Source organism: Rhodopila sp. (assembly GCF_965276935.1).
GTDB lineage: Bacteria > Pseudomonadota > Alphaproteobacteria > Acetobacterales > Acetobacteraceae > Rhodopila.
Genome location: NZ_CBDIBS010000003.1, coordinates 1,431,909 through 1,453,357, shown reverse-complemented (window position 1 = coordinate 1,453,357; position 21,449 = coordinate 1,431,909). Strand labels below are relative to the sequence as shown.

General features: G+C 64.7%; 17 protein-coding genes. 10 read left to right on the top strand and 7 right to left on the bottom strand.

The window, feature by feature from the left end; translation table 11 throughout:
- Positions 1-72: 72 nt before the first annotated feature.
- Positions 73-1,296, bottom strand: a complete 1,224-nt coding sequence (locus tag ACQY4S_RS14525; protein WP_428485902.1) for an ABC transporter substrate-binding protein — start codon at positions 1,294-1,296, stop codon at positions 73-75.
- A gap of 94 nt (positions 1,297-1,390) precedes the next feature.
- On the opposite strand from ACQY4S_RS14525, the gene ACQY4S_RS14520 reads away from it, so the two are divergent.
- Complete coding sequence (locus ACQY4S_RS14520; protein WP_428485901.1) at positions 1,391-3,067, top strand: thiamine pyrophosphate-binding protein; 1,677 nt, start codon at positions 1,391-1,393, stop codon at positions 3,065-3,067.
- 144 nt (positions 3,068-3,211) lie between these two features.
- Here ACQY4S_RS14520 and ACQY4S_RS14515 read toward each other — a convergent pair whose 3' ends face one another.
- Positions 3,212-3,844, bottom strand: a complete 633-nt coding sequence (locus ACQY4S_RS14515) for a DNA-3-methyladenine glycosylase family protein (protein ID WP_428485900.1) — start codon at positions 3,842-3,844, stop codon at positions 3,212-3,214.
- A 95-nt stretch (positions 3,845-3,939) separates the two neighbouring features.
- On the opposite strand from ACQY4S_RS14515, the gene ACQY4S_RS14510 reads away from it, so the two are divergent.
- The 3 genes from ACQY4S_RS14510 to ACQY4S_RS14500 all read left to right on the top strand — a co-directional run bounded on the left by ACQY4S_RS14510 (position 3,940) and on the right by ACQY4S_RS14500 (position 7,075).
- On the top strand, positions 3,940-4,149 hold the full coding sequence (locus ACQY4S_RS14510; RefSeq protein WP_428485899.1) for a hypothetical protein: 210 nt from the start codon (positions 3,940-3,942) through the stop codon (positions 4,147-4,149).
- A 91-nt stretch (positions 4,150-4,240) separates the two neighbouring features.
- On the top strand, positions 4,241-4,996 hold the full coding sequence (locus tag ACQY4S_RS14505; RefSeq protein ID WP_428485898.1) for an SDR family NAD(P)-dependent oxidoreductase: 756 nt from the start codon (positions 4,241-4,243) through the stop codon (positions 4,994-4,996).
- A 717-nt stretch (positions 4,997-5,713) separates the two neighbouring features.
- Positions 5,714-7,075, top strand: a complete 1,362-nt coding sequence (locus ACQY4S_RS14500) for an NF038122 family metalloprotease (RefSeq protein ID WP_428485897.1) — start codon at positions 5,714-5,716, stop codon at positions 7,073-7,075.
- A 110-nt stretch (positions 7,076-7,185) separates the two neighbouring features.
- On the opposite strand, the gene ACQY4S_RS14495 is transcribed toward ACQY4S_RS14500, so the two are convergent.
- The 3 genes from ACQY4S_RS14495 to ACQY4S_RS14485 form a co-directional block, all read right to left on the bottom strand.
- Positions 7,186-7,995, bottom strand: a complete 810-nt coding sequence (locus ACQY4S_RS14495; protein ID WP_428483489.1) for an IS5 family transposase — start codon at positions 7,993-7,995, stop codon at positions 7,186-7,188.
- Between the two features lie 127 nt (positions 7,996-8,122).
- Positions 8,123-9,310 carry an FAD-dependent monooxygenase gene (locus ACQY4S_RS14490; protein WP_428485896.1) on the bottom strand — a complete coding sequence of 396 codons (1,188 nt, stop codon included), beginning with the start codon at positions 9,308-9,310 and terminating at the stop codon, positions 8,123-8,125.
- Positions 9,303-9,869, bottom strand: coding sequence for a hypothetical protein (locus ACQY4S_RS14485; protein WP_428485895.1), 567 nt, complete (start codon positions 9,867-9,869; stop codon positions 9,303-9,305). Before ACQY4S_RS14485 ends, ACQY4S_RS14490 begins: the two co-directional genes overlap by 8 nt.
- 67 nt (positions 9,870-9,936) lie before the next feature.
- Here ACQY4S_RS14485 and ACQY4S_RS14480 point away from each other — a divergent pair, with 67 nt between their 5' ends.
- The 4 genes from ACQY4S_RS14480 (at position 9,937) to ACQY4S_RS14465 (ending at position 14,081) form a co-directional block, all read left to right on the top strand.
- Complete coding sequence (locus ACQY4S_RS14480) at positions 9,937-10,854, top strand: nucleoside hydrolase (RefSeq protein ID WP_428485894.1); 918 nt, start codon at positions 9,937-9,939, stop codon at positions 10,852-10,854.
- 39 nt (positions 10,855-10,893) lie between these two features.
- Positions 10,894-12,024 (top strand): M20/M25/M40 family metallo-hydrolase, encoded by a 1,131-nt coding sequence (locus ACQY4S_RS14475; protein WP_428485893.1) that lies wholly within the window; start codon positions 10,894-10,896, stop codon positions 12,022-12,024.
- Positions 12,025-12,684: a DUF1345 domain-containing protein gene (locus tag ACQY4S_RS14470; protein ID WP_428485892.1), complete on the top strand. Its 660-nt coding sequence runs from the start codon at positions 12,025-12,027 to the stop codon at positions 12,682-12,684.
- A 311-nt stretch (positions 12,685-12,995) separates the two neighbouring features.
- On the top strand, positions 12,996-14,081 hold the full coding sequence (locus tag ACQY4S_RS14465; RefSeq protein ID WP_428485891.1) for a patatin-like phospholipase family protein: 1,086 nt from the start codon (positions 12,996-12,998) through the stop codon (positions 14,079-14,081).
- 139 nt (positions 14,082-14,220) lie between these two features.
- Here ACQY4S_RS14465 and ACQY4S_RS14460 read toward each other — a convergent pair whose 3' ends face one another.
- Entirely contained in the window at positions 14,221-14,880 is a 660-nt protein-coding gene (locus ACQY4S_RS14460) for a TetR/AcrR family transcriptional regulator (RefSeq protein ID WP_428485890.1), read from the bottom strand.
- A 417-nt stretch (positions 14,881-15,297) separates the two neighbouring features.
- Here ACQY4S_RS14460 and ACQY4S_RS14455 point away from each other — a divergent pair, with 417 nt between their 5' ends.
- Complete coding sequence (locus ACQY4S_RS14455; protein WP_428485889.1) at positions 15,298-16,443, top strand: efflux RND transporter periplasmic adaptor subunit; 1,146 nt, start codon at positions 15,298-15,300, stop codon at positions 16,441-16,443.
- A 12-nt stretch (positions 16,444-16,455) separates the two neighbouring features.
- Positions 16,456-19,626, top strand: coding sequence for an efflux RND transporter permease subunit (locus ACQY4S_RS14450; RefSeq protein WP_428485888.1), 3,171 nt, complete (start codon positions 16,456-16,458; stop codon positions 19,624-19,626).
- A gap of 82 nt (positions 19,627-19,708) precedes the next feature.
- Here ACQY4S_RS14450 and ACQY4S_RS14445 read toward each other — a convergent pair whose 3' ends face one another.
- Positions 19,709-21,166, bottom strand: coding sequence for a methyl-accepting chemotaxis protein (locus ACQY4S_RS14445; protein ID WP_428486284.1), 1,458 nt, complete (start codon positions 21,164-21,166; stop codon positions 19,709-19,711).
- Positions 21,167-21,449: the final 283 nt, after the last annotated feature.

Below are 21,449 nucleotides of genomic sequence, written 5' to 3'. Positions count from 1 at the left end.
GGCTGGAATAAGACCGTAGGGCCGGAAGGCGCCGTGTTCCTGAAGCGGCGCCACCGGAAGATGTTTCAGCGCCTACGCCTTCACCAATGGACAACCACCGTCGGCCAACGGCCGCCAGGCATCAGCCGGCGGAATGGTCGCCAGCAGCTTGCAGAAATCGTACTTCGACTTCGCCTCTGCTACCGGCTTGACCTGCCACAGATACATCACGTGCATCACCCTTCCGTCTTCCCGCACCTTTACATTGGTATTGTAGAAATCATTGACCGGCAGTTCCTTCATCTTGGCGACGACCGTGTCTGCGTCCGTCGTGCCAGCCGCCTTCACCGCCTTCAGCCAGTGGTTGGTCGCGCAGTAGTTGCCGGCGTGCAGCAGTCCGGGCACCATGCCGCCCATCTGGGCGCTCCAGCGCTTGGACCAGGCGCGGGTGCTGTCGCTCATGTCCCAGTAGAAGCTGTCGGTGTAGGTCAGTCCCTCGCAGACGCGCTGGCCCAGCGCGTTCACGTCGCTGATCTGCATCAGCAGCGTGGCCAGCCGGATGCCGCTTTTCGTCAGGCCGAACTCCGCCGCCTGCTTGACGCAGTTCTGCGTGTCGGTGCCGGCGTTTGCCAGGCCAATGACCTTGGCGCCCGAGGACTGTGCCTGCACCAGGTACGATGAATAATCGGCGGTCCCGAGCGGGGCGCGGACGTTGCCGAGGATCTTGCCGCCGGCCGCCTTGACGGCGTTCGTCGTGTCACGCTCCAGCGCGTAGCCGAAGGCATAATCGGCGGTAATGAAGAACCAGCTATCGCCGCCGGCCTTGGTCAGCGCGCTGCCGGTGCCATGCGCCAGCGCATAAGTATCATAAGAGAAATGGATACTGTAGGGCGAGCACTGCTTGCCGGTGAAGTCGGAACTGGCGGGGCCGGTGACCAGGTAGATCCGCTTCTTCTCCCGCGCGATCTGCAGGACCGCCAGGCCGGACGACGTCGCCGCGCCGTCCGCCAGGACGTCGACACCCTGGTTGTCCACCCATTCGCGCGCCAGCGTCGCGGCGACGTCGGGCTTGTCCTGGCAGTCCGCCTGCAGCACCTCGATCGGCCGGCCCAGCACGGAGCCGCCAAAATCATGCACCGCCAGTTCGACGGCCACCTTGTTGCCGGGGCCACCGACATCCCGGTACGGCCCGCTCATGTCGGACACCAGCCCGATCCTCACCGGCTTGGATGTGCTCTGTGCTCGGATAATGCCAGGCCGAGCCAGCGGAGCCGCGGCCGCGCTACTGATCAGCACCCGACGCGTCAGTCTCGACATGAATAATCCCTTCCATCCCGGGCGTCCGCTTGATCGGCGGCGCCACGCCTTGTAGCCAGATAGCACTGTCTGCCGCCGAGGAGGAAAACTACTTATGCCCACGATGCCAGGAAAGACCGCACTGCTGGAATTATTGAAGCAGGAGGGCGTGCGGGTGATGTTCGGCAACCCCGGCACCACGGAACTGCCGCTGATGGATGCTTTCGCGGCTGAACAGGACCTGCGCTACGTCCTGGCGTTGCAGGAGGCGCCGGCGATGTCGATGGCCGACGGCTATGCCCAGGCGTCCGGCAACATCGTCGCGGTCAACCTGCACGCCGCCCCGGGCCTCGGGAACGCGATGGGCATGCTGTACGACGCGCAGAAGGCCGGCTCGCCGATTCTGGTGACCGCCGGTCAGCACGAGCAGCGGTTCAACTTCACCGAGCCGCTGCTGTGGGCCGATCTGCCGGCGCTGGCGCGTCCGTTGGTAAAATGGTCGGAGGAGGTGCGGCGGCTGGCCGATCTGCCGCGCGCCATCCACCGCGCGGTGAAGACCGCGCTGGCGCCGCCGATGGGGCCGGTATTCCTCTCGCTGCCGGGCGATATCCTGACTGACAGTGCTGACCTGGATCTTGGCCGGCCCAGCCGTGTCGCTGGTGCCATCCGGGGTGACGCTACCGCGATCGCCGATGCGGCAGCGATTATCGCCCGAGCGGAACGGCCGCTGATCATCGCCGGTGATGCGGTGGCGCAAGGCAACGCCCTGGCCGAACTGGTCGCGCTGGCCGAGGCGCTCGGCGCGCCGGTCTATGACGAAGGCATGGCCAGCCGCGCGATGTTCCCGTCGTCGCACCCGCTGTATCGCGGCCCGATCGCTCGGCTGCCGGCCCCGATCCGCGACCTGCTGTCGCAGCACGACCTGCTGGTGTCCATCGGCGCCGACCTGTTCACGCTGTCGCTGCCCGGCGACGTGGAGTCGATGCCGGAAGGCTTTCCCGTGGTCCATCTCGATACCAACCCTTGGGAACTGGGAAAGAATTATCCAGAGAAGGTGTCCATCCTGGGCGAACCCACGGTTACCCTGCCGGAGCTGACGGATGCCGTTCGGCGCGCCTGTTCAGCGTCGGAGCAAGCGGCGGCGGCGCAACGGCTGGCGCGGGTGAAAGCCGCCGGCCTGGACAGCCTGGCGCGGTTCCATGCCATGGCCGACGCCGTGGCGAGCCGTAATCCGATCCACCCGATGGCGCTGATGCAGACGATCGGCAAGCTGCTGCCGGCCGAGGCGGTGGTGATCGATGAAACCGTGTCTTCCGGTGTCGGCGTAAGGCGGTTTCTGAAAAGTGACGATGCGCAAAGCTTCTTCGGTCTGCGCGGCGGTGGCATCGGCTGGGGGCTGCCGGCGGCGATCGGCGTCAAGCTGGCACTGCCGCACCGCCCGGTGGTGGCGCTGATCGGCGACGGGTCGGCGATGTACTCGATCCAGGGCCTGTGGACCGCGGCGCATGAGAAGCTGGCCATGGTGTTCGTGATCATCAACAACTATTCATACCGCATCCTCAAGCAGCGGACCAACGCGATGCGCGGACATGCGGCGCAGACCGACAACTATGTCGCGATGGACCTGGACCGGCCGCGGGTGGATTTCCTCTCGGTGGCACGCGGCCTGGGGCTGACGGCGCACAAGGCCCACACGCTGGCGGACTTCGGCGACTTGCTGCGGCAAGGACTGGCGGCCGAGGCGCCGACGCTGATCGATGTGGAGGTGGATCGGGCCTGGAAGCCGGTATGATGACCTGACAATCCATCACGATTCGCATCCAATGCGCCCGCGTCGTTTGACGGCAGCGGACATGAGGTTGCTGGCGGATGCGCTCGATCAGCAAAACCACGGAGGCGCTCCAACGCACACCCAAGTCGCCACTGCGCATCAAGCTCATGCTCGGCTTGTCGATACCAGGCGTGCCTCGTCCGCGGCACGGTAGAGGTACCAGGTGGCGAGGGACCGATAAGGCGCCCAGGCAAGCCCGATCTCGGCCAGCGCGCGGGGCTTCGGCTGGACCTCCAGGCCGTGCAGCACCCGATAGCCCTCCCGCACGCCGAAATCGTCCACCGGCAGCACGTCCGGCCGTCCCAGGGTGAAGATCAGCAGCATTTCCACCGTCCAGCGCCCGACGCCACGGATGCTGGTCAGCCGCTCGATCAGGGCCTCGTCAGTCAGACGGGTCGACTCGCGGCGGCTAGGGATCGTACCATCCAGCGCCTTGGCGCAGATGTCACGAATGGCGGTGATCTTGGCGCCGGAAAAGCCGCAGCCGCGCAGCGCCAGTTCCCCCGTCGCCAGCACGGCATCAGGAGCGGGAAACGCTCCGGCCGGGAACAGCGCGGCGAAGCGGCGCAGGATCGCCTCGGCTGCCCGGCCGTGCAGTTGCTGATGCGCGATCGCGCGGATCAGCGCCTCGTACGGGCTGCGCTGGCGCTGAATATCCAGCCGCGGCGATCCGACCCGCTGGATCAGCGAACCGAACCGGGTGTCGGTGCTGAGGTGCCGGATGGCTTGTCGCGACAAGGACGCTTTCCTCCGCATCAATACATGCTTGACTTGCAGTGACCGCACGCGGTTCCTTTATGATCGATGGGTTGAAACACGGGAAGGCGGGCTGAATGTTCACGCATCGCCCTTTGCTGGATGAGCAGGATGACCAGAAGGTGGCGGACCGCCAGACGGCGGGCCTTCTGGGGATTGCTATCACACTGGTGCTTTTGGTTGTGGGATTGTTCCTGGTCCAGCAGCTCCGGTCTTCAGCCGCGATCGAGGATTGCCTGATGGCCGGGCGCACGAACTGCGGCCCGCCCGCAAGCTTGCAGCGTTGACCTTCATGCCTGGATAGGGCCAGCGTCAGCATGGTGCGATAGCGGCATCAGGAGCCATGGGCTTGGTGCCCCGGGCTGGCGGGAGATTGCCATGGACATTGATTTTGACGGCAAGGTGGTCGCGGTCAGCGGGGCCGGGCACGGCTTTGGGCGGGAAATTGCCCGCACCTTTGCTGGCCTCGGTGCCGAAGTGTTCGCCACCGACCTGACGCCGGACGGCCTGACCGAGACCGCCTCGACCGGACGGATGGTTACCCAGGCACTGGATCTGCGTGACCGCAGCGCCGCGACAGCCTGGGTCCGCCAGATCGAGGTCGCGGCGAAACGGCCGATCGACATCCTGGTCAACAATGCCGGCGGTGTCGCCGGGCAGGCGCCGGTGCCAGTGGAGGATGTTTCCGACACGGACTGGGACGTCATCTTCGACATTAACGTGCACGCTGCGTTCAACCTCAGCCGAGCGGCGGTGCCGGGCATGAAGCGGGCAGGCGGGGGCAGGATCGTCAACATCAGTTCCGGTGCCGGGCTGCAGGCGTCGTTGACCGGCATCCAGGCCTACTGCAGCGCGAAGCATGCCGTAGTCGGGCTGACGCGACAACTCGCGCACGAGTTGGGACCGTTCAACATCACGGTGAACTCCGTGGCTCCTGGTTTCATCCGGACCAACGCGGCGACGGAGAAGCAGTGGGAAAGCTACGGGCCCGAAGGCCAAGAGGCGCTGGTGGAGCGGATCGCGTTGCGGCGGCTGGGTTTCGCGCGGGATATCGCCAATGCGGTCGTGTTCTTTGCCTCGGATCTGGCCGGCTTCGTCAATGGACAAATCTTGCAGGTGGACGGAGGACGCTAACGCCTGGAGTGACGGCGCTATCGTCTTGCGATACTTCAGCGCCTTGCGGGGATTGGGTCGCTGTCTTTTCATTCCTCTTCCTGGCCCGCCTCGCCTGTGCTCAGGGATACCTCAGCCAGCATGAGCACCCGCCCAGGCGCCGAACGTCCGCGGCTCGTCCGACGGCGCCATGCCCGTCATCCGGTTCGGCTTTTCAATAGCGGACGCGTGACAATGCCGCATTTGGTCAATTGCCGGCAATGCGTCCGGCGTTGGCCGTGGCGCTCGGGACTGTAGATCAACGTGAGCACACTGGCGACAATTACAGCTTAAGAGTGCCCCGCAAGTATGATTGCCCCAATAGGTAGCAATTAAGGTTATTCTTAGAAATCCCAGTAGAGTAACTACTATATGATCTCAAACGCAAGTGATAATGCATGCCTGCGTAAGCAGATCCGTTGACAGAACACGAACAAACGGCCAGCATGCCTGCGTTCTACCTGACGACAATAACTCTACATGACGACAACAACATCGTGAAGAAGGCTTTCGCACGTTCGAAATATTTAGCTCGAAAGATTTACTGTCACCAACGATGACACAACTGTGGTTCGTTTAATTGCTTGAACATTGATTATTCGGGCATGCCTGACGCGGCACCGCCCCGTGACGGAAAAGTGCAACGAGGAACACCAACGTCAGTCAAGTTGGTGGCGGATCGGCAAGCGGAAGTAGATCGTGCAAACAAACCTCATATATGATCCAAGCGTAGTTGGTGCTCCGTCGGCTTTCAAGTCCGCGGTTCAAGATGCGGCCAATTACTTGGATGCATTGATCATTAACGCCGTAACAGTCAATATCAACGTGGGATGGGGCGAAACCGCGGGATTTTCGATAGGCCCAGATGCCTTGGCAAGTGCGTCGCCGATCGGCACGGCATTTACCTATGCCCAGGTTGTGTCGGAACTGGCGAAATACGCGACGACAAGTAATGATTTTTTGATCTTGAAATATCTTCCGGTAACGGATCCGACGGATGGTGCGGGATTTTTTGTGTCCATTGCTCAGCAACAGGCCTGGGGACTGCTGCCGGCCGCGACTGCGACTATCGCTGGAGCCGTCGGATTCAGTAATACTGTTGCATTTTCGTTTAATCCAGATAATCGAGCAACTTCGGCCACCTATGACCTCATCGGCGCGGCCGAGCACGAGATCACCCACGCTCTGGGACGATTCGCCAGCGATGGGACCAATCCGCAGTCGCTGGATATGGTGATGGACCTGTTTCGATACACCGCCCCTGGCGAACTGGCCACAAGTCCCAATCAGCCGGCATACTTCTCGATAGATGGCGGACAAACAAATCTTCTGCCATTTGACCCATCCTTGTCCGGAGACCCAGGAGACTGGGCCTCCAGCGTCCAGGATGACGCATTTGGCTATGGGAGCATGAACCAACTCGAAAATATCTCTCCGACTGATATGACCTTGATGGACGTGCTAGGCTTCAATGTAGATGCGAGCAGACTTTTACCGGGCACCACCGGCCTAAATGTCGCTGATACCACGACAGGACTTCCCGTCTCGGCGCTCGCCCAGGCCTATGCGGGTCCGGTCAGCGGATTGCAGCAGCAGTACATCAATATCACCAGTGATAGTCTAAATATAACCGCCACCACTCCCAACTGGTTCATTCACAGCGGTAGCGGTAATGATGCGATCGCCGCCACCGGCGGAACCAATGTGCTCGATGGCGGCGTTGGCTCGAACTTCCTCACCGGCGGCACCGGGTCCGACACGTTCTTCGTCGATGATCGCTCGGCCAAGGCGGATGTCTGGAGCACGGTCAATCACTTTATCGCAGGCGACGCCGCAACGGTCTGGGGCATCACGCCAAGTGACGCCGGTCTTGCCTGGGTGAATGGACAGGGCGCGGCCGGTTACACAGGTCTGACACTTCACGCCTCGGCTTCAGGCCAACCGACCGCATCGTTGACATTGGTCGGCTTCGCCGGCAATGCCTTGAGCGACGGCAGGCTATCAGTCAGCTACGGTACTTCGGGCGGCAGCTCCTACATGTATATTCACGACAACATCTGACAGGGTGGCCGCCGGGATTGTCGGACGAACGTGGAACGTATCGCCAAAGTTCATGATCCGGATGGACTGTTTCGCGACCGAACCTCGCACGAGCAAAGCCCTAGAGGCTGTTATGAACCTACCGCCAGTGAAGCGACGCGTTTGAGCATGAGGCATACAAATGCAATGAGGTGAAATCCTGCCAGAGTACTGGCATATCGTTCATAATCCCTGACCAGGCGCCGAAAGCGGGTCATCCAAGCGAACGACCGCTCGACCACCCAGCGACGCGGTAGCAAGACAAAACCCTTTTTGGCTTCCGGCAACTTGACCACAACCAGTTCGATACCGTTGGCTTCGGCGGCCGCGGCGGCGTTGGGACCATTGTAGCCCTGATCGGCGAACGCAACCTCGACGTTGTTGTCACTCACGGCCTGCACCGTCCGGGTCAGTCGGCCGACCTCAACCCGCTCGTCGACATCAGCCGCAGTGACGTGCAGTGCCAGCAGACTGCCCAGCGTATCGACCGCCAGATGCAGCTTCGAGCCCTTTTTGCGCTTGGCACCGTCATAGCCCGCACGCTGCCCGCTTTCCGGCGAGGACCGCAGGGTACGGCTGTCGAGAATGACGGCGCTTGGCTCTGCTGAGCGGCCCAAGGCGTGGCGGAGCACCGCCCGCAAATCGTCAACCAGCGCCTCGAAACAGCCCGCTGCCAACCACCGCTGCGCCTGCTGGTAGACCGCTGCCCAGGGCGGCAGGTCATTTGGCATCCAGCGCCATTGCGCGCCGGTCTTGATGATGTATCGCAGGCCGTTGAACACTTCCCGTAGCGGATGGGCCCGTTGTCCGGCATCCTCCGCCAGCAAGGTCAGGTACGGCGCAACCAAAACCCATTCTTCATCAGTTACATCAGACGGGTAGGGCTTGCGGACGGTGCTCATGCCTGCAAACTTGGTGATTACTCCGCCGCAGGTCCATAACAGGCTCTACCGCTTCGCATCCTCAATCCCGACGACTCTCCAGTCACATCATGATTGCGGAGCGACGCGCCCATAGGTTGATCCAGTTTCATGGCAATGGCGTCGTCAGCGCGTCGTATTCGTACAGCCAATCATAACGTTGTTTCACTTTGTCCGGCTGGAATTCCCGCTCGACATAAGCCGCGGCTCCCTGCGGACTGCCCAGAGCAGGATTATGGAAACGTCTGGTGTTGTCTGATGACCCACGCACGATTGCCACGGTGCGTTGCAGGCGGGCGTTCTCATATCGCATCAAGGCCTCCGGCACATCGTGGGCGTCCAGGCAACGGGCGATGACCACCGCGTCCTCCAGCGCCATGTTGGCGCCCTGAGCCAGAAAGGGCAGCGTGGGATGCGCCGCGTCGCCCATCAGGCAGACCCGGCCCTGCGTGTAATGATCCAGCGGATCCCGTCCCAGCAAGGCCCACTTATACGGCGTATCGATCGCCCGGATGATGTTCTTTACATCCTCATGCCAATTGTTCAGGTCGTGCAGGCATTCCGTATGGCTGCCAGGCTCTGTCCAGGACTCCACGCGCCAGTCGTCGCGTTCCACCACGCCGACGAAGTTCAGGATTTCGCCACGCCGCAGCGGGTAGGTGACGACATGCCCACCCACGCCGATCCAGTTGGCGCCGACCAGCCGGCGCTGGTGCGGCGGCAGGCGCTGCATCGGCACCAGGCCGCGCCATGCCATGATGCCGGTGAAATGCGCCGCGCCCTGTCCGAACATCTGCCGGCGCAGCCGGGAGTGGACGCCGTCCGCGCCGATCAGCGCATCGCCGGAGACATCATCGCCACTGGCCAGATGCAGGGTGACGCTGTGGGCGGACTGCTCGAAGCCGACGCAGCCCTGGCCGGCCCGCACCGCCTCTGGATCAGCCGCGCGCACCGCATCCAGCAGCACGCGGTGGAAGTCGCTGCGATGCACCATCCAGTAGGGTGCGCCGAACCGCTCGACCGAAAACTCGCCCAGGTCGAACGTCGGCCAGCTTTGCCCGGTGGTGCCCAGCCGGATCTCCTTGCCGGTGGCGGCGCAGACGACCTTTTGCATGGCGGCCTCCAGGCCGAGCGCGATCAGGATGCGCGTGCCGTTGGCGCCGAGTTGCACGCCGGCCCCGACCTCCCGCGGTTCGGCCGCCTGCTCGAATACCCGCACCTGATGCCCGTGCTGGATCAACGCCAGCGCGGCGGTCAGCCCACCCAGACCGGCGCCCGCGATCAGAACATCAGCCATCGGTTTCGTCCTCCCGCCCCGGCGCAACCTTGGCATTGTTCCGACCCGGGCGAACCGATGCCGCGCCAGGTCGAACCGCGTGGATGATGACGTCCGAGGGCGCGGGCGCCTGGCGCAGAAACGATGTCAGGCCGTCACAGTGGTAGCTGATGCACAGATCCGCCCGCAGCGCACGGTCCAGGGTGCAGCCGTTCGCACCGTGGAACAGGCAGGACCCGGCATAGGACATGGGGGCGACATCGCGGACATAGGCGGCGATCAAGCCACGCGCGTCCTGGTCCGGCCGGTCCCGCCGCACGCGGGCCATGGTACGTTCGTCCAGATATGCGTGCTCTCCACCGCCCAGGCAGCAATGTCCGTGGCACGCGGCGCAGCCAGCGCGGAGCACGGCCGCGACATCGCCCTCGGGTTCGGCCGTATAAGGCTGGATCAGCCGGTCGGGATGCTTTGCCACGCGAAGGTCGCGCAGTGACCGGACCAGATGACGGCGCAGGCGGCGCACCCGGTCGAGCGATGGCGACTCCAGCGTCCGATCCTGATAGGGCACGGTGATTTCCATCACGAACTCCCCGGTTCGATCTCATTCGCGCTATATCAGACAGATAGGGCAATTGTAGAAGCACCCGATGCCCATACCCATCATCCTCGACTGCGATCCTGGCACCGATGACGCGTTGGCGATCTTCCTCGCGCTCGCCTCGCCGGAATTGTCCGTCCTGGCGATCACCGTCGCCGGCGGCAATGTAGGGCTAGACCGGACCCTGCCAAACGCATTGACCTTGACGGCGTTGGCTGGGTCCGCCGTGCCGGTTCATGCCGGTGCGGACCGGCCGCTGCTGGGGCAGTTCGTCAGTGCACCGCACATCCATGGCACCGACGGGCTGGGCGGCATGATCCTGCCGACGGGCAAGCCGGCCGCACCCGGCCTCGCGGCCGACGTGATCCGCCGCATCCTGCGCGAATCGCCTGACCCCGTCGCCCTGGTCGGCATTGGCCCGGCCACCAACCTGGCCCTTGCCCTGGCCACCGAACCCGCCTTGATCACCCAGGTCGCGCGGATCGTCCTCATGAGCGGCGCCTGGGCCGAGGGCAACGTCACGCCCGCCGCCGAGTTCAACGCCTGGAGCGATCCGGAGGCGCTGGCGATCTTGCTCGCCACCGGCCGGCCGGTGGTGTTCGCGACTCTGGAACTGACCGCGCAGGCGCTGGTGACGCCGGCCCGCATCACCGCCTGGCGCGCCCTGGGCAACGGACGCTGCCTGCACGCCGCCAGTGACATCCAGGCCAGCCTGACACCGTCGCCGCGTCTGGCGGGGCAGGGAACGCCGCTGCACGACCCCTGTGCCATCGCCTGGCTGATCCAGCCGGCGCTGTTCACCGCGCGCGACTGCGCGGTGCGGATCGACCTCGGTCCCGGCCCCAGCCGTGGCCGCACCCTGATCGACCGCTGGAGTGGTGCCACGCCCAACGCCACGGTGCTGGAGACGCTGGATGCCGACGGGTTCTTCGCGCTGCTGGGCGAAAGGCTCGCCAGGCTGCCATGATCGTGGCACGGTTCCTCGATCACCTGGAGAAACAAGATCATGGACCCGAACGCGCTGCCCTTCGACACCGATGCGATGCTGACCGGGCTGCGCGAATGGGTGGAATGTGAAAGCCCGACGTTCGACGCGGCCTCGGTCAACCGGATGATGGACCTGGCCTCCCGCGCCCTGGTGCTGGCGGGCGCGCGGATCGAGCGAGTCGCCGGCCGTATGGGCTTCGGCGACTGCGTGCGCGCCAGCTTTGCGCATCCGACGCCGGATGTGCCAGGCATTCTGGTGATGGGGCACCTGGATACCGTGCATCCGATCGGCACCCTGGCAAAGCTGCCGTTCCGGCAGGACGGACAGCGCGCCTGGGGACCCGGCATCCTGGACATGAAGGGCGGCAACTACCTGTCGCTGGAGGCGATCCGCCAGCTTCAGCGCGTCGGCGTGCGCACCAGGCTGCCCGTCACCGTGCTGTTCACCAGCGATGAGGAGGTTGGCAGCCCCTCCACCCGCGACCTGATCGAAGCCGAGGCGTCGCGGCACAAATACGTGCTGGTGCCGGAACCCGCCCGTCCGGATGGCGGCGTGGTGACCGGCCGCTACGCCATCGCCCGGTTCAACCTGGAAGCGACCGGGCGGCCGAGCCACGCCGGGGCGCGGCTGGGGGAGGGGCGGTCGGCGATCCGCGAGATGGCGCGCAAGCTGATCGAGATCGAGGACATGACGACGGAAAGCTGCACCTTCAGCGTCGGCGTCATCCACGGCGGCCAATGGGTGAACTGCGTCACCACCACCTGCGCCGGCGAAGCGTTGTCGATGGCCAAGCGGCAGGAGGATCTCGATCGCGGCGTCGCTGCCATGCTGGCGCTGCGGGCGTCCTCCAACGAGGTTCAGTTCCAGGTGACGCGGGGCGTGACCCGACCGGTGTGGGAGCCGGATGCCAAGGGCATGGCGCTGTATGACACGGCACGGGAGATCGCCCGCGGGCTTGGATATCAGATCAGCTCGCAAAGCTCCGGCGGCGGGTCGGACGGGAACTTTACCGGGGCGATGGAGATCGCGACGCTGGACGGGCTGGGCGTGGCCGGGGCAGGGGCGCATACGCTGGATGAACATATCCAGATCGACAGCCTGGCTTATCGCGGCAAGCTGATGGCCGGGCTGCTGGCTTCCTTGCGCTGAATGCGGCGCGTCCGGCGGGCGGTCTGGGCGCACCGCCGGTCGTGCACCGGGATGCTCGCTGGCCTGGCGGCGGTGCCGTTGCTGCCCGTGCGGCTGGCGGTGACGACGCGCGGCATCCTGGCCTGGGACATCGGCGTGCTGGTCTTCCTGGTGCTGGCCGGGCACCTGTTCGTCACCGCGCCGCCGTCCCAGATGCCGGCCAACGCCGAGGCGCAGCAGGAAGGCGAATGGACCATCTTCTCGCTGACCCTGGCCGTGGTGATCGTCAGCTTCGTCGCGGTGACGCATGAGTTCGCCGCGATCAAGGGCGTGACCGGACCTCGGCAGGGGCTGGATGTGGCGCTGGTGGCGATAACGCTGCTGACGTCGTGGCTGATGACCCATGTCACGTTCGCGCTGCGCTATGCCCACGAATTCTATGCCCGCGACAATGGCGGCCCGGACATCGACCGCGGGCTGGAGTTTCCAGGGGAGACACAGCCGGACTACATGGACTTCATGTATTTCTCGCTGGTGCTCGGCATGACGTTCCAGGTGTCCGACGTGCAGATCACCAGCCGGAAGCTGCGCCGGGTGGCGGCGTTGCACGGGCTGCTGAGCTTTCTGTTCAACACCGTAATCGTGGCGCTGACGGTGAATATCGCCGCCGGGCTGTTGTAGGCGCCAATCAGGCAAGCGCGGCGGCAGGGCACTGATCAGGGCCCAGGCGTTCACCGCTGCCAAGGATTGGAAACAGCCTGTCGGCAGCCTTGTCACGACGGCCGCTATGGGATTGGCCGCCGCTTTCGCTGATCCCCGGCAAACATCCATCTTGAGCGAGTGGGCGGCATTCAGCGCCGCCTTGACGGCCTTATCCGACAGAGAACAAACTTGTTTTAGGCCGATGGTCACCCACGGTTCATGACCAGGGGTTCCACCTCCTTCGATCGCGCAAGGCGCCGTCAAATCAAGCAAACGCCTGGAGCTTGCCGATGCCAACCCAGCCCCCGACCGTCGGCCTCGCGCTGCAAGGCGGCGGCTCCCACGGCGCGTTCACCTGGGGCGTGCTGGACCGTTTGCTGCAGGAAGTCGCCGCCGGCCGCCTCGGCTTCGCGGCGATCAGCGGCACCAGCGCCGGCGCCATCAACGCCGCCCTGACCGTCAGCGGGCTGGTGCAGGGCGGCCCCGACCTTGCCCGCCGCAAGCTTGCGGACTTCTGGCGCGCCCTCTCGCGCGGTGGCTTCCTCGGCGGCAACGCGCTGTTCTTCGGAGAGCAGGGACCGTTTGGCTTCAATCTGGACTGGTCCCCCGTGGCCATCGCGCTGGAGGCGGTGGGTCTGGTCGTCTCGCCCTACACCAACCCGTTCTACAGCGACGCCCTGGCGCCACTGATCGCGCAGGCCTTCTCCGCCGCCGACCTGGCCGCGCTGAACGCCGCCACCGAACCGCGGCTGTTCCTGACAGCCACGGATGTCACCAGCAATGGCCGAGCAATCTTCACGCAGCCGGATATATCGGCGGCGACGCTGCGTGCCTCTGCCTGCCTGCCGAGCGAGTTCAAGGCCGTCACCATCGGCGGCGTGCCGTACTGGGACGGCGGCTATCTGGGCAACCCGTCGCTGTCGCCGCTGCTGGACCATGCGCAGGATCTGCTGCTGGTCCTGGTCAATCCATTTCACCGCGACAGGATGCCGCCGCACAGCGCCCCCGCCATCCTGGATCGGTTGAACGAGATCACCTTCAACGCCTCGGTCGTGCTGGAGGTCAACGCCATCGAGGCGGTCAACAGCCTGCTGAATGAATTGGCGGAATCGGACGTGCCCTATGCCGGACGCTACAAGCCGATCCGCATCCACGCCATCCGCGACGATGCCTTTCTCGAGCAGCTCGGCTTCGTGTCGAAGAACAGCACGTCCTGGCGCCTGCTTTCAGCGCTGCGCGATGCCGGCTACAGAACGGCCGAGGCATGGGTCGCCGCGCACCGGGACAAGGTCGGCAAGCGGTCCTCCTTTAACGTCAAGACGGAGCTGACCAACAAGGTGCTCAAGGCGCCGAGCTCATCCACACGGGCAATGTAATGGCCCCCACAAGCCTGGGCGCCGACGCCATTGCAATGCACGCGCGAGACCCGGATGCCTGCATCGCGTTGCCGACCTTTGGCTCAACCAGCCGCGGCAAACATCCGAAGCCAGAGCCTGACACTTGCGACATCGCCAGTCATGCCGGTGTTTCATCCCGCCCCCTGAGGCGGCGCGATCCACACGGCCACGCCCGCATCGCCACCCGTCCGATCGCCATCAGGCGTTCCCGGGATGCCCCATCCCGCGCCTGAACAGCGATCCCACGAAACAAGGCGCTAAAGAACGCGGCGAGCACCTCGACGTCCGTATCAGCCGGCAGATCGCCCGACATGACGCCACGCCGCAAACGCTCCGCCAGCGCCTGCTCGGACATCGCCCGGTGCGCCATCAACCTGCCCCGCACCGAGGCAAGCGCCGGCGGCAGATGAGTGCCCTCCAGCGAGATCATGCAGCCAGCCGGGCGATCATCGCGCGTGAACTCGGCTGCCGCGGCGTCGAGCAAGCGTTCAAACGCCGTGCGCGTTGTGGTGGCCTCGGACAAGACTCGCCCGAACCAGCAACTGGCACAGGTGATGTAGTGGTCTATCGCCGCCTGGTAGAGTCGCTCCTTGCTGCCGAACGAGTTGTAGAAACTCGACGGGCTGATGCCCATCGCGGCGATCAGCTCGTCGAACGTCGTCCCCTCGTAGCCGCGCTCCCAGAACAGCGTCATTGCCTGCTGCAGCGCCGTTTCGCGGTCAAAGCCTTGCGGCCTGCCGCGGCCCCGCTTCACACCATCGTGTATTTCTGTTGCCATCGCTCCAATAACTCTTGACTGTCGATCGCCTTGGCACACCTTCCCAATATAGGAGCGAATGCTCCAGATAAAAGCCGCGGTCTCGTGCGCCGCCGCGGCCCTGCCTTGCCGGCCGATGCACGAACGCCCGAACCGGCCAAGGAGTTTGCGATGCAACCGAGGACTTGCCGGCGACACGGCGGGAATGTTCAGGACCGCTGTCCTCAGGACCATTTTGAGTGACGCTCCTCTCGGACGCGTCATGCAAGACCCGCGGCACCCACGAAATCGCACTGACGCCGGCAGGCGCCGGATCTCAAACCTGATGTGGAAGACAAGATGACTGGCCATCCGCGGTTTATTGACGACTTGGTTGCTGATCCCGTGACTGCTGCGCCTCGGTTCCGCGGCCGGCGCCGGACGTGGCCGGCTGTCGCCTTGATCGGGCTGCTTCTGGCATCAGGAGGTGCGATATGGGTCGTCAGGCAGCACCAGGGGGCAGCGCCGCCGACAGCCGTCCTGCCGCCCCCGCCCGCGGTGACCGTCAGCCCGCCGCTGCAGCGCAGTGTCGCCCGTTGGACCGATTTTACCGGGCAATTCTCCGCCGTCGATCAGGTCGAGCTGCGCGCCCAGGTCAGCGGCTACCTGACCGAGATACATTTCGCCGACGGCCAGGTCGTCCACAAGGGCGACCTGCTCTTCGTCATCGACCCGCGCCCGTACGAAATCGCGCTGCAGCAGGCCGCCGCGCAATACCAGACCGCCGTGGCCGGCCTGGATCTCGCGAACCAGGAGGTCTCGCGCACCACCAACCTGGCACATGACAACTTCGCCTCCCGCGAGCTGCTGGACCAGCGTGTCCAGACGCAGCGCGCCGCCCTTGCCACGATCGAGCAAGCCAAGGCGGCGATCCATGCGGCCCAGCTGAACCTGGAGTTCACCCACATCACCGCGCCCTTCAGCGGCAAGATCAGCATGCGCAACGTCTCGATCGGCAGCCTGATCAGCGGCGGACCGGGTGCCGCGACCGGCACGGCGCTGACCAGCATCGTCTCCCTCGACCCGATCCACCTGGATTTTGATCTCAGCGAGGCGGACTACCTGGCCTATGAACGCTTCCAGGCTACCAAGCAGCCGGGCCTGGACAGCACCATCCGCGTCAGCCTCAGCGATGAGCAGGGCTGGCCGCGTCATGGCCAGCTTGACTTCATCGACAACCAGATCGACCGCGGCAGCGGCACGATGCATGCCCGCGCCAGCCTCGCGAACCCCGACCTGCTGATCGCGCCCGGCCAGTTCGCGCGGTTGCGCCTGCCGGTCTCCGCACCCCGCCCGGTGCTGCTGGTGCCGGATGCGGCGCTGGTGACCGATCAGTCTCGCAAGCTGCTGATGGTGGTCGGCGCCGACGGCACGGTGATGCCAAAACAGGTTGAGATCGGCGCGCTCGACGGCGAACAGCTTCGCGTGATCACCAGCGGCCTCGCCGCCACCGACCAGGTGGTCATCAGTGGCCTGATGCGGGTGCGTCCCGGCGTGAAGGTCACGCCCCAGCCCGGCAGGATTTCACCTGCGTCGGAAAGCTGAGGAGGCCGCGCCATGCGCCTGACCCATTTCTTCATCGACCGTCCGATCTTCGCGGTGATGTTGTCGCTGTTCATCACCATCGTCGGCGGCGTTGCCTACTTTGCCCTTCCGGTGACGCAGTATCCGGACATCGCGCCGCCCATCATCCAGGTCACGGCGAGCTACCCTGGGGCCTCGGCCGAGGTACTCAGCCAGACCGTCGCGACGCCGCTGGAGCAGGAGATCAACGGCGTCGAGAACATGCTGTATTTCAGCAGCCAGTCGACCGGCGACGGCAAGCTGATCGTCTCTGTCACCTTCAAGCTTGGCACCAACCTTGATACCGCGCAGGTCCTGACGCAAAATCGTGTCGCCATCGCACTGCCGCGCCTGCCAAATGCGGTGCAGCGCCTCGGCGTGACGGTGAAGAAGAACTCCCCCGAAATCCTGATGGTAATCCACCTGTTGTCGCCGGACCACTCGCGCGACCAGCTCTACCTGTCGAACTACGCGACGCTGCACGTCAAGGACCCACTGTCCCGGCTGCAAGGCGTCGGCGACGTGCAGATCTTCGGCGGCCGCGACTACGCCATGCGGATCTGGCTGGACCCGGACAAGGTCGCCGCGCACGACCTGACAGCGGGTGAAGTCGTCACCGCTCTGCAGGCGCAGAACGTGCAGGTGTCCGCCGGCGTGCTGGGCCAGCCGCCGATGCCGCAACCTGGCGCCTTCCAGCTCAACGTCCAGGCCCTGGGACGGCTGACCGATCCAGCGCAATTTGACGACATCATCGTGAAATCCGACTCCGCCGGCCGCGTCACGCGGCTGCGCGATGTCGGCCGCGTCGAACTGGGCGGCCAGGACTACGGCTCGAACAGCTACCTGAACACCCGGGAAGCCGCGGCGCTGCTGATCTTCCAGCAGCCGGGATCGAACGCGCTGTCCACCGCGCAGGAAATCTACGCGACCATGCGAGGCCTGTCCGCCCAGTTTCCGCAAGGACTGACCTACGACATCGCCTATGACACGACCGGATTTGTCGCCCAGTCGGTGCATGAGGTCGTCAAGACCATTTTTGAGGCGGTGGCGCTCGTGGTCGTCGTCGTCATCCTGTTCCTGCAGACCTGGCGCGCCTCCGTCATTCCGATCGTCGCGATCCCGATCTCGCTGATCGGCACGTTCGCCGTCCTGTCGGCCCTCGGCTTCTCGCTGAACAACCTGTCGCTGTTCGGCCTGGTGCTGGCCGTCGGCATCGTCGTGGACGACGCAATCGTCGTGGTGGAGAACGTCGAGCGCAATCTGCGGCTTGGCCTGACCCCCCGGCAGGCGGCGCACAGGACCATGGACGAGGTCGGCGGCGCCCTGGTTGCCATTGCCCTGACGCTCTGCGCGGTGTTCATCCCGTCCGCGTTCATTTCCGGCATCTCGGGCCAGTTCTTCCGCCAGTTCGCGGTGACTATCGCCGCGTCCACGGTGATCTCCTGCTTCGTGTCGCTGACGCTCAGCCCAGCGCTCTGCGCGCTGCTGTTCAAGCCGCATGTGACCCATCCGACAGCCGAACGCCGCTCGCTGCTGGTGCGGCCGGTGGTGGCGTTCTTCACCGGCTTCAACCGCGGCTTCGAGTGGCTGTCCGACCGCTTCGGCCGGCTGGCGGCGCGGCTGATCCGCATGACCGCGCTTGTGCTGGTGGCCTACGCCGGACTGATTGGCCTTACCGGCTGGCAGTTCAGCCGAGCGCCAACCGGGTTCATCCCGGAGCTGGACCAGGGCTATCTGATCACCGTGCTGCAACTGCCCCCAGGCGCCTCGCTGGCGCGGACCGACGCCGTGGTGCGGCAGGCGACAAATATCATCCTTGGCACGCCCGGCGTGCGCAATGCTGTCGCGTTTGCAGGCCTTGACGGGGCGAGCCTGACCAATGCGTCGAATGCCGGTACGATCTTCTCCGGCCTGCGTCCGTTCGAGGACCGGAAGACGGCAGCGCTAAGCGGCCCCGCGATCCTGGCATCGCTGCGCCAAAGGCTTTCGGTGATCCAGGATGCCTTCGTCATTGTCCTGGCGCCCCCACCGGTCAGCGGCATCGGCAATTCCGGCGGCTTCAAGATGATGCTGGAAGATCAGCAGGGCCTTGGCTCGACAGCGCTGGCGGCGGCGGCTCAGGACATGGCGGCGTCGGCCAATGCGATCCCAGGCCTGGTCGGCGTGTTCACGCAATTCAGCAGCGGCACGCCCAGTGTCTTTGCCGACATCGACCGGGTGAAGGCGGAGAAGCTTGGCGTCTCCCCGGACAAGGTGTTCGAGGCCATGCAGGTCTATCTCGGTTCCGCCTACATCAACGACTTCAACTATCTCGGCCGCACCTATGAGGTGACAGCGCAGGCCGATGGCCGCTTCCGCAAGACGATCGACGACATCGCCCGCTTCAGGACCCGTAACGCCAGTGGCGGGATGGTGCCGTTGGGCTCGGTCGCAAGCTTCGATTACGTCACCGGACCATACCGCGTCCCTCGCTACAACCTTTTCCCGGCGGCGGAGGTGCAGGGTGGCACCGTCCCAGGCGTGTCCTCCAGCTATGCCCTCGCGGCCATGGAAAAGCTGGCGGCGCAACGTCTGCCGGCCGGCATGGGGTTTGAATGGACCGATCTTGCCTTCCAGCAAAAGCAGGCAGGCAACAGCACGATCCTTGTGTTCGGCGCCTCGGTGATCTTCGTCTTCATGGTTCTCGCCTCCCAGTTCGAGAGCCTGACCCTGCCGCTCTCGGTCGTGCTAATCGTGCCGATGTGCCTGCTGGCGGCGATCTCCGGGCTGTTGCTGCGCGGCATGAGCATCGACATCCTGGCGCAGATCGGCTTCGTCGTGCTGGTCGGGCTTGCTTCGAAGAACGCCATCCTGATCGTGGAATTCGCCAGACAGGCACAGGAAGCCGGCGCTACCGTCAATGCGGCGGCGGTGCAGGCGGCACGCATACGCCTGCGGCCGATCCTGATGACGTCGTTCGCCTTCATATTCGGCGTCGTGCCGTTGATGACCGCGACCGGCGCGGGCGCCGAGATGCGCCAGTCGCTCGGCACCGCGGTGTTCTTCGGCATGCTTGGCGTGACGGTATTCGGATTGGTGTTTACCCCGGTCTTCTACACCGTGGTGCAGCGCCTCGCCCGCCTTCGGCACCCTGTCCAGCCAATACCCAAGCCAGCGGCGGAGTAGTCAGTCGCGGCTATCGTCTGGTTGCGCGGTTCGTTACTGTATAGTGGATGCGTCGCACGGCCTTTCCGCGCCACCTCAACCATCAAGCCGCGCGGACGTCGCGCAGGAACGTTGCCACCTGCACCTTGAGCACTTCGCCATTCCTCGATAGTTCGGCCGCCGAGGCAAGCACCTGGGTCGCCGCCGCGCCGGTCTGTTGTGCCGCTTGGCTGACGCCAGTGATGTTGCCTGATACCTCTTGCGTGCCCTCGGCGGCCCGAATTACGTTGCGAGCAATCTCCTGCGTCGCGGCCCCTTGCTCCTCCACGGCCGAGGCAATGGTGCCTGCTGTCTTGCTGACCTTGCCAATCGTTGCGGTGATTCCTTGGATCAATCGCGCGGAGAGTTGTGTCGCCTCCTGGATTGCCTTGATATGCGCGCTGATCTCCTCCGTCGCCTTCGCTGTCTGATTAGCCAAAGCCTTGACCTCGGAGGCGACCACCGCGAAGCCCTTGCCGGCGTCGCCCGCTCGTGCCGCCTCGATCGTGGCGTTGAGCGCCAGCAGATTGGTCTGGCCGGCTATGCCGTTGATGATTCTCACCACGTCGCCAATCTTGTCCGCCGCCTCGGTCAGGCCTTTCACTTGCTCGTTCGACATCTCGGCCTGCCGCACACTCTCGTTGATCATTGCGCTCGCGGCGACCACCTGCTGGCTGATCTGCCCGATGGAGGCAGTCAGTTCCTCGGTCGCGGAAGCAACGGTCTGCACGTTTCGGGTAGCCTGCTCCGACGCCGTCGTGACCGTGCTTGCTTGCTGCATCGTCTCTTCTGCCGTCGTCGCCATGGCCTGAGAGGTTGTTTGAAGCTCGGTCGCGGCGGAAGCCACGCACTCGACGATGCCGCCAATGCTCGCCTCGAACCGGCCGGACAGGTCAAGCATTGTCTGGCGCCGTGTTTCGCCCGCCTGACGCTGCGCCGCCTCCTGTGCCTTTCCTGATGCCTCGATCTGAACCCGCGCGGCGTCGGCCCTGTTCAGATTGGTGGCGTTTGTGGCAATCAGACTGGCCAGGTAGTCGGTCAGCCAGATCAGCGCGCCGGCCTCGATCACCAGGATCCCCGCATGCAAGACGACACGGCCCAGATCGCTTTCGCCACCAAATACCAAAGCTGGCGCGACAAAGCTCAAGACGAGGTGATGAACCGCCGTTACCGCTGCAGCGGCCAGAATCACGTTTCGGTCACAGTAGGCCGCCAGCACGGCAAGTGCCGCGAAATAATACATGTGGATATCGGTTTGCCATGCGCCGCCCGCTGTCGCCGCAAGCAGCAGCGAGACCATCACCACCAAGCCGACGCCCATCGCCATCCTTCGCATGGTGTCCGCGGACCAGGAGAAGCCGGCCAAGGTGATCGCCGCCGCCACGGCCGCCGCGCCGCCGCCCAGCAAGAACATGGCGTTGCCCTGAAACCATGCAACGCCAGTGATCAGTGGCACGTGCAGCCAAAGTGCCACCATCATCACCTGATCCACCTTGCCGCGCAGGTGTGCGAGTTCGTCCACGGGTTGCAATTGCCGCTCCATTTATTGGGATTTCGATCTAAAGCCGCAGCCCGCGAGGCCGCGAGGGTTAAGCAGAAGCCAAGCGCCGCCACGCCACAACCGATCTCGACCTCGCGCGTCATCGGGCACGATGATCACGACGGAATGCGTCAGGCCGAACCGCAGCACCGCTCCGCCTTCAGCCGCGCCATTGACTGTACGCGTTGCGTCCCACCAGGGTGGGAATACGACCGCCACCGGACCACCGGCCGGGCCGCCCATCAGAGCCATGAACAGCCCACCA

What these genes read in the sequence shown, in the direction of transcription:
- ACQY4S_RS14525 (WP_428485902.1), bottom strand. Translation starts at nt 1,296, where the DNA reads ATGTCGAGACTGACGCGTCGGGTGCTGATCAGTAGCGCGGCCGCGGCT.
- ACQY4S_RS14520 (WP_428485901.1), top strand. Translation starts at nt 1,391, where the DNA reads ATGCCCACGATGCCAGGAAAGACCGCACTGCTGGAATTATTGAAGCAG.
- ACQY4S_RS14510 (WP_428485899.1), top strand. Translation starts at nt 3,940, where the DNA reads ATGTTCACGCATCGCCCTTTGCTGGATGAGCAGGATGACCAGAAGGTG.
- ACQY4S_RS14505 (WP_428485898.1), top strand. Translation starts at nt 4,241, where the DNA reads ATGGACATTGATTTTGACGGCAAGGTGGTCGCGGTCAGCGGGGCCGGG.
- ACQY4S_RS14495 (WP_428483489.1), bottom strand. Translation starts at nt 7,995, where the DNA reads ATGAGCACCGTCCGCAAGCCCTACCCGTCTGATGTAACTGATGAAGAA.
- ACQY4S_RS14490 (WP_428485896.1), bottom strand. Translation starts at nt 9,310, where the DNA reads ATGGCTGATGTTCTGATCGCGGGCGCCGGTCTGGGTGGGCTGACCGCC.
- ACQY4S_RS14485 (WP_428485895.1), bottom strand. Translation starts at nt 9,869, where the DNA reads ATGGAAATCACCGTGCCCTATCAGGATCGGACGCTGGAGTCGCCATCG.
- ACQY4S_RS14480 (WP_428485894.1), top strand. Translation starts at nt 9,937, where the DNA reads ATGCCCATACCCATCATCCTCGACTGCGATCCTGGCACCGATGACGCG.
- ACQY4S_RS14475 (WP_428485893.1), top strand. Translation starts at nt 10,894, where the DNA reads ATGGACCCGAACGCGCTGCCCTTCGACACCGATGCGATGCTGACCGGG.
- ACQY4S_RS14470 (WP_428485892.1), top strand. Translation starts at nt 12,025, where the DNA reads ATGCGGCGCGTCCGGCGGGCGGTCTGGGCGCACCGCCGGTCGTGCACC.
- ACQY4S_RS14465 (WP_428485891.1), top strand. Translation starts at nt 12,996, where the DNA reads ATGCCAACCCAGCCCCCGACCGTCGGCCTCGCGCTGCAAGGCGGCGGC.
- ACQY4S_RS14460 (WP_428485890.1), bottom strand. Translation starts at nt 14,880, where the DNA reads ATGGCAACAGAAATACACGATGGTGTGAAGCGGGGCCGCGGCAGGCCG.
- ACQY4S_RS14450 (WP_428485888.1), top strand. Translation starts at nt 16,456, where the DNA reads ATGCGCCTGACCCATTTCTTCATCGACCGTCCGATCTTCGCGGTGATG.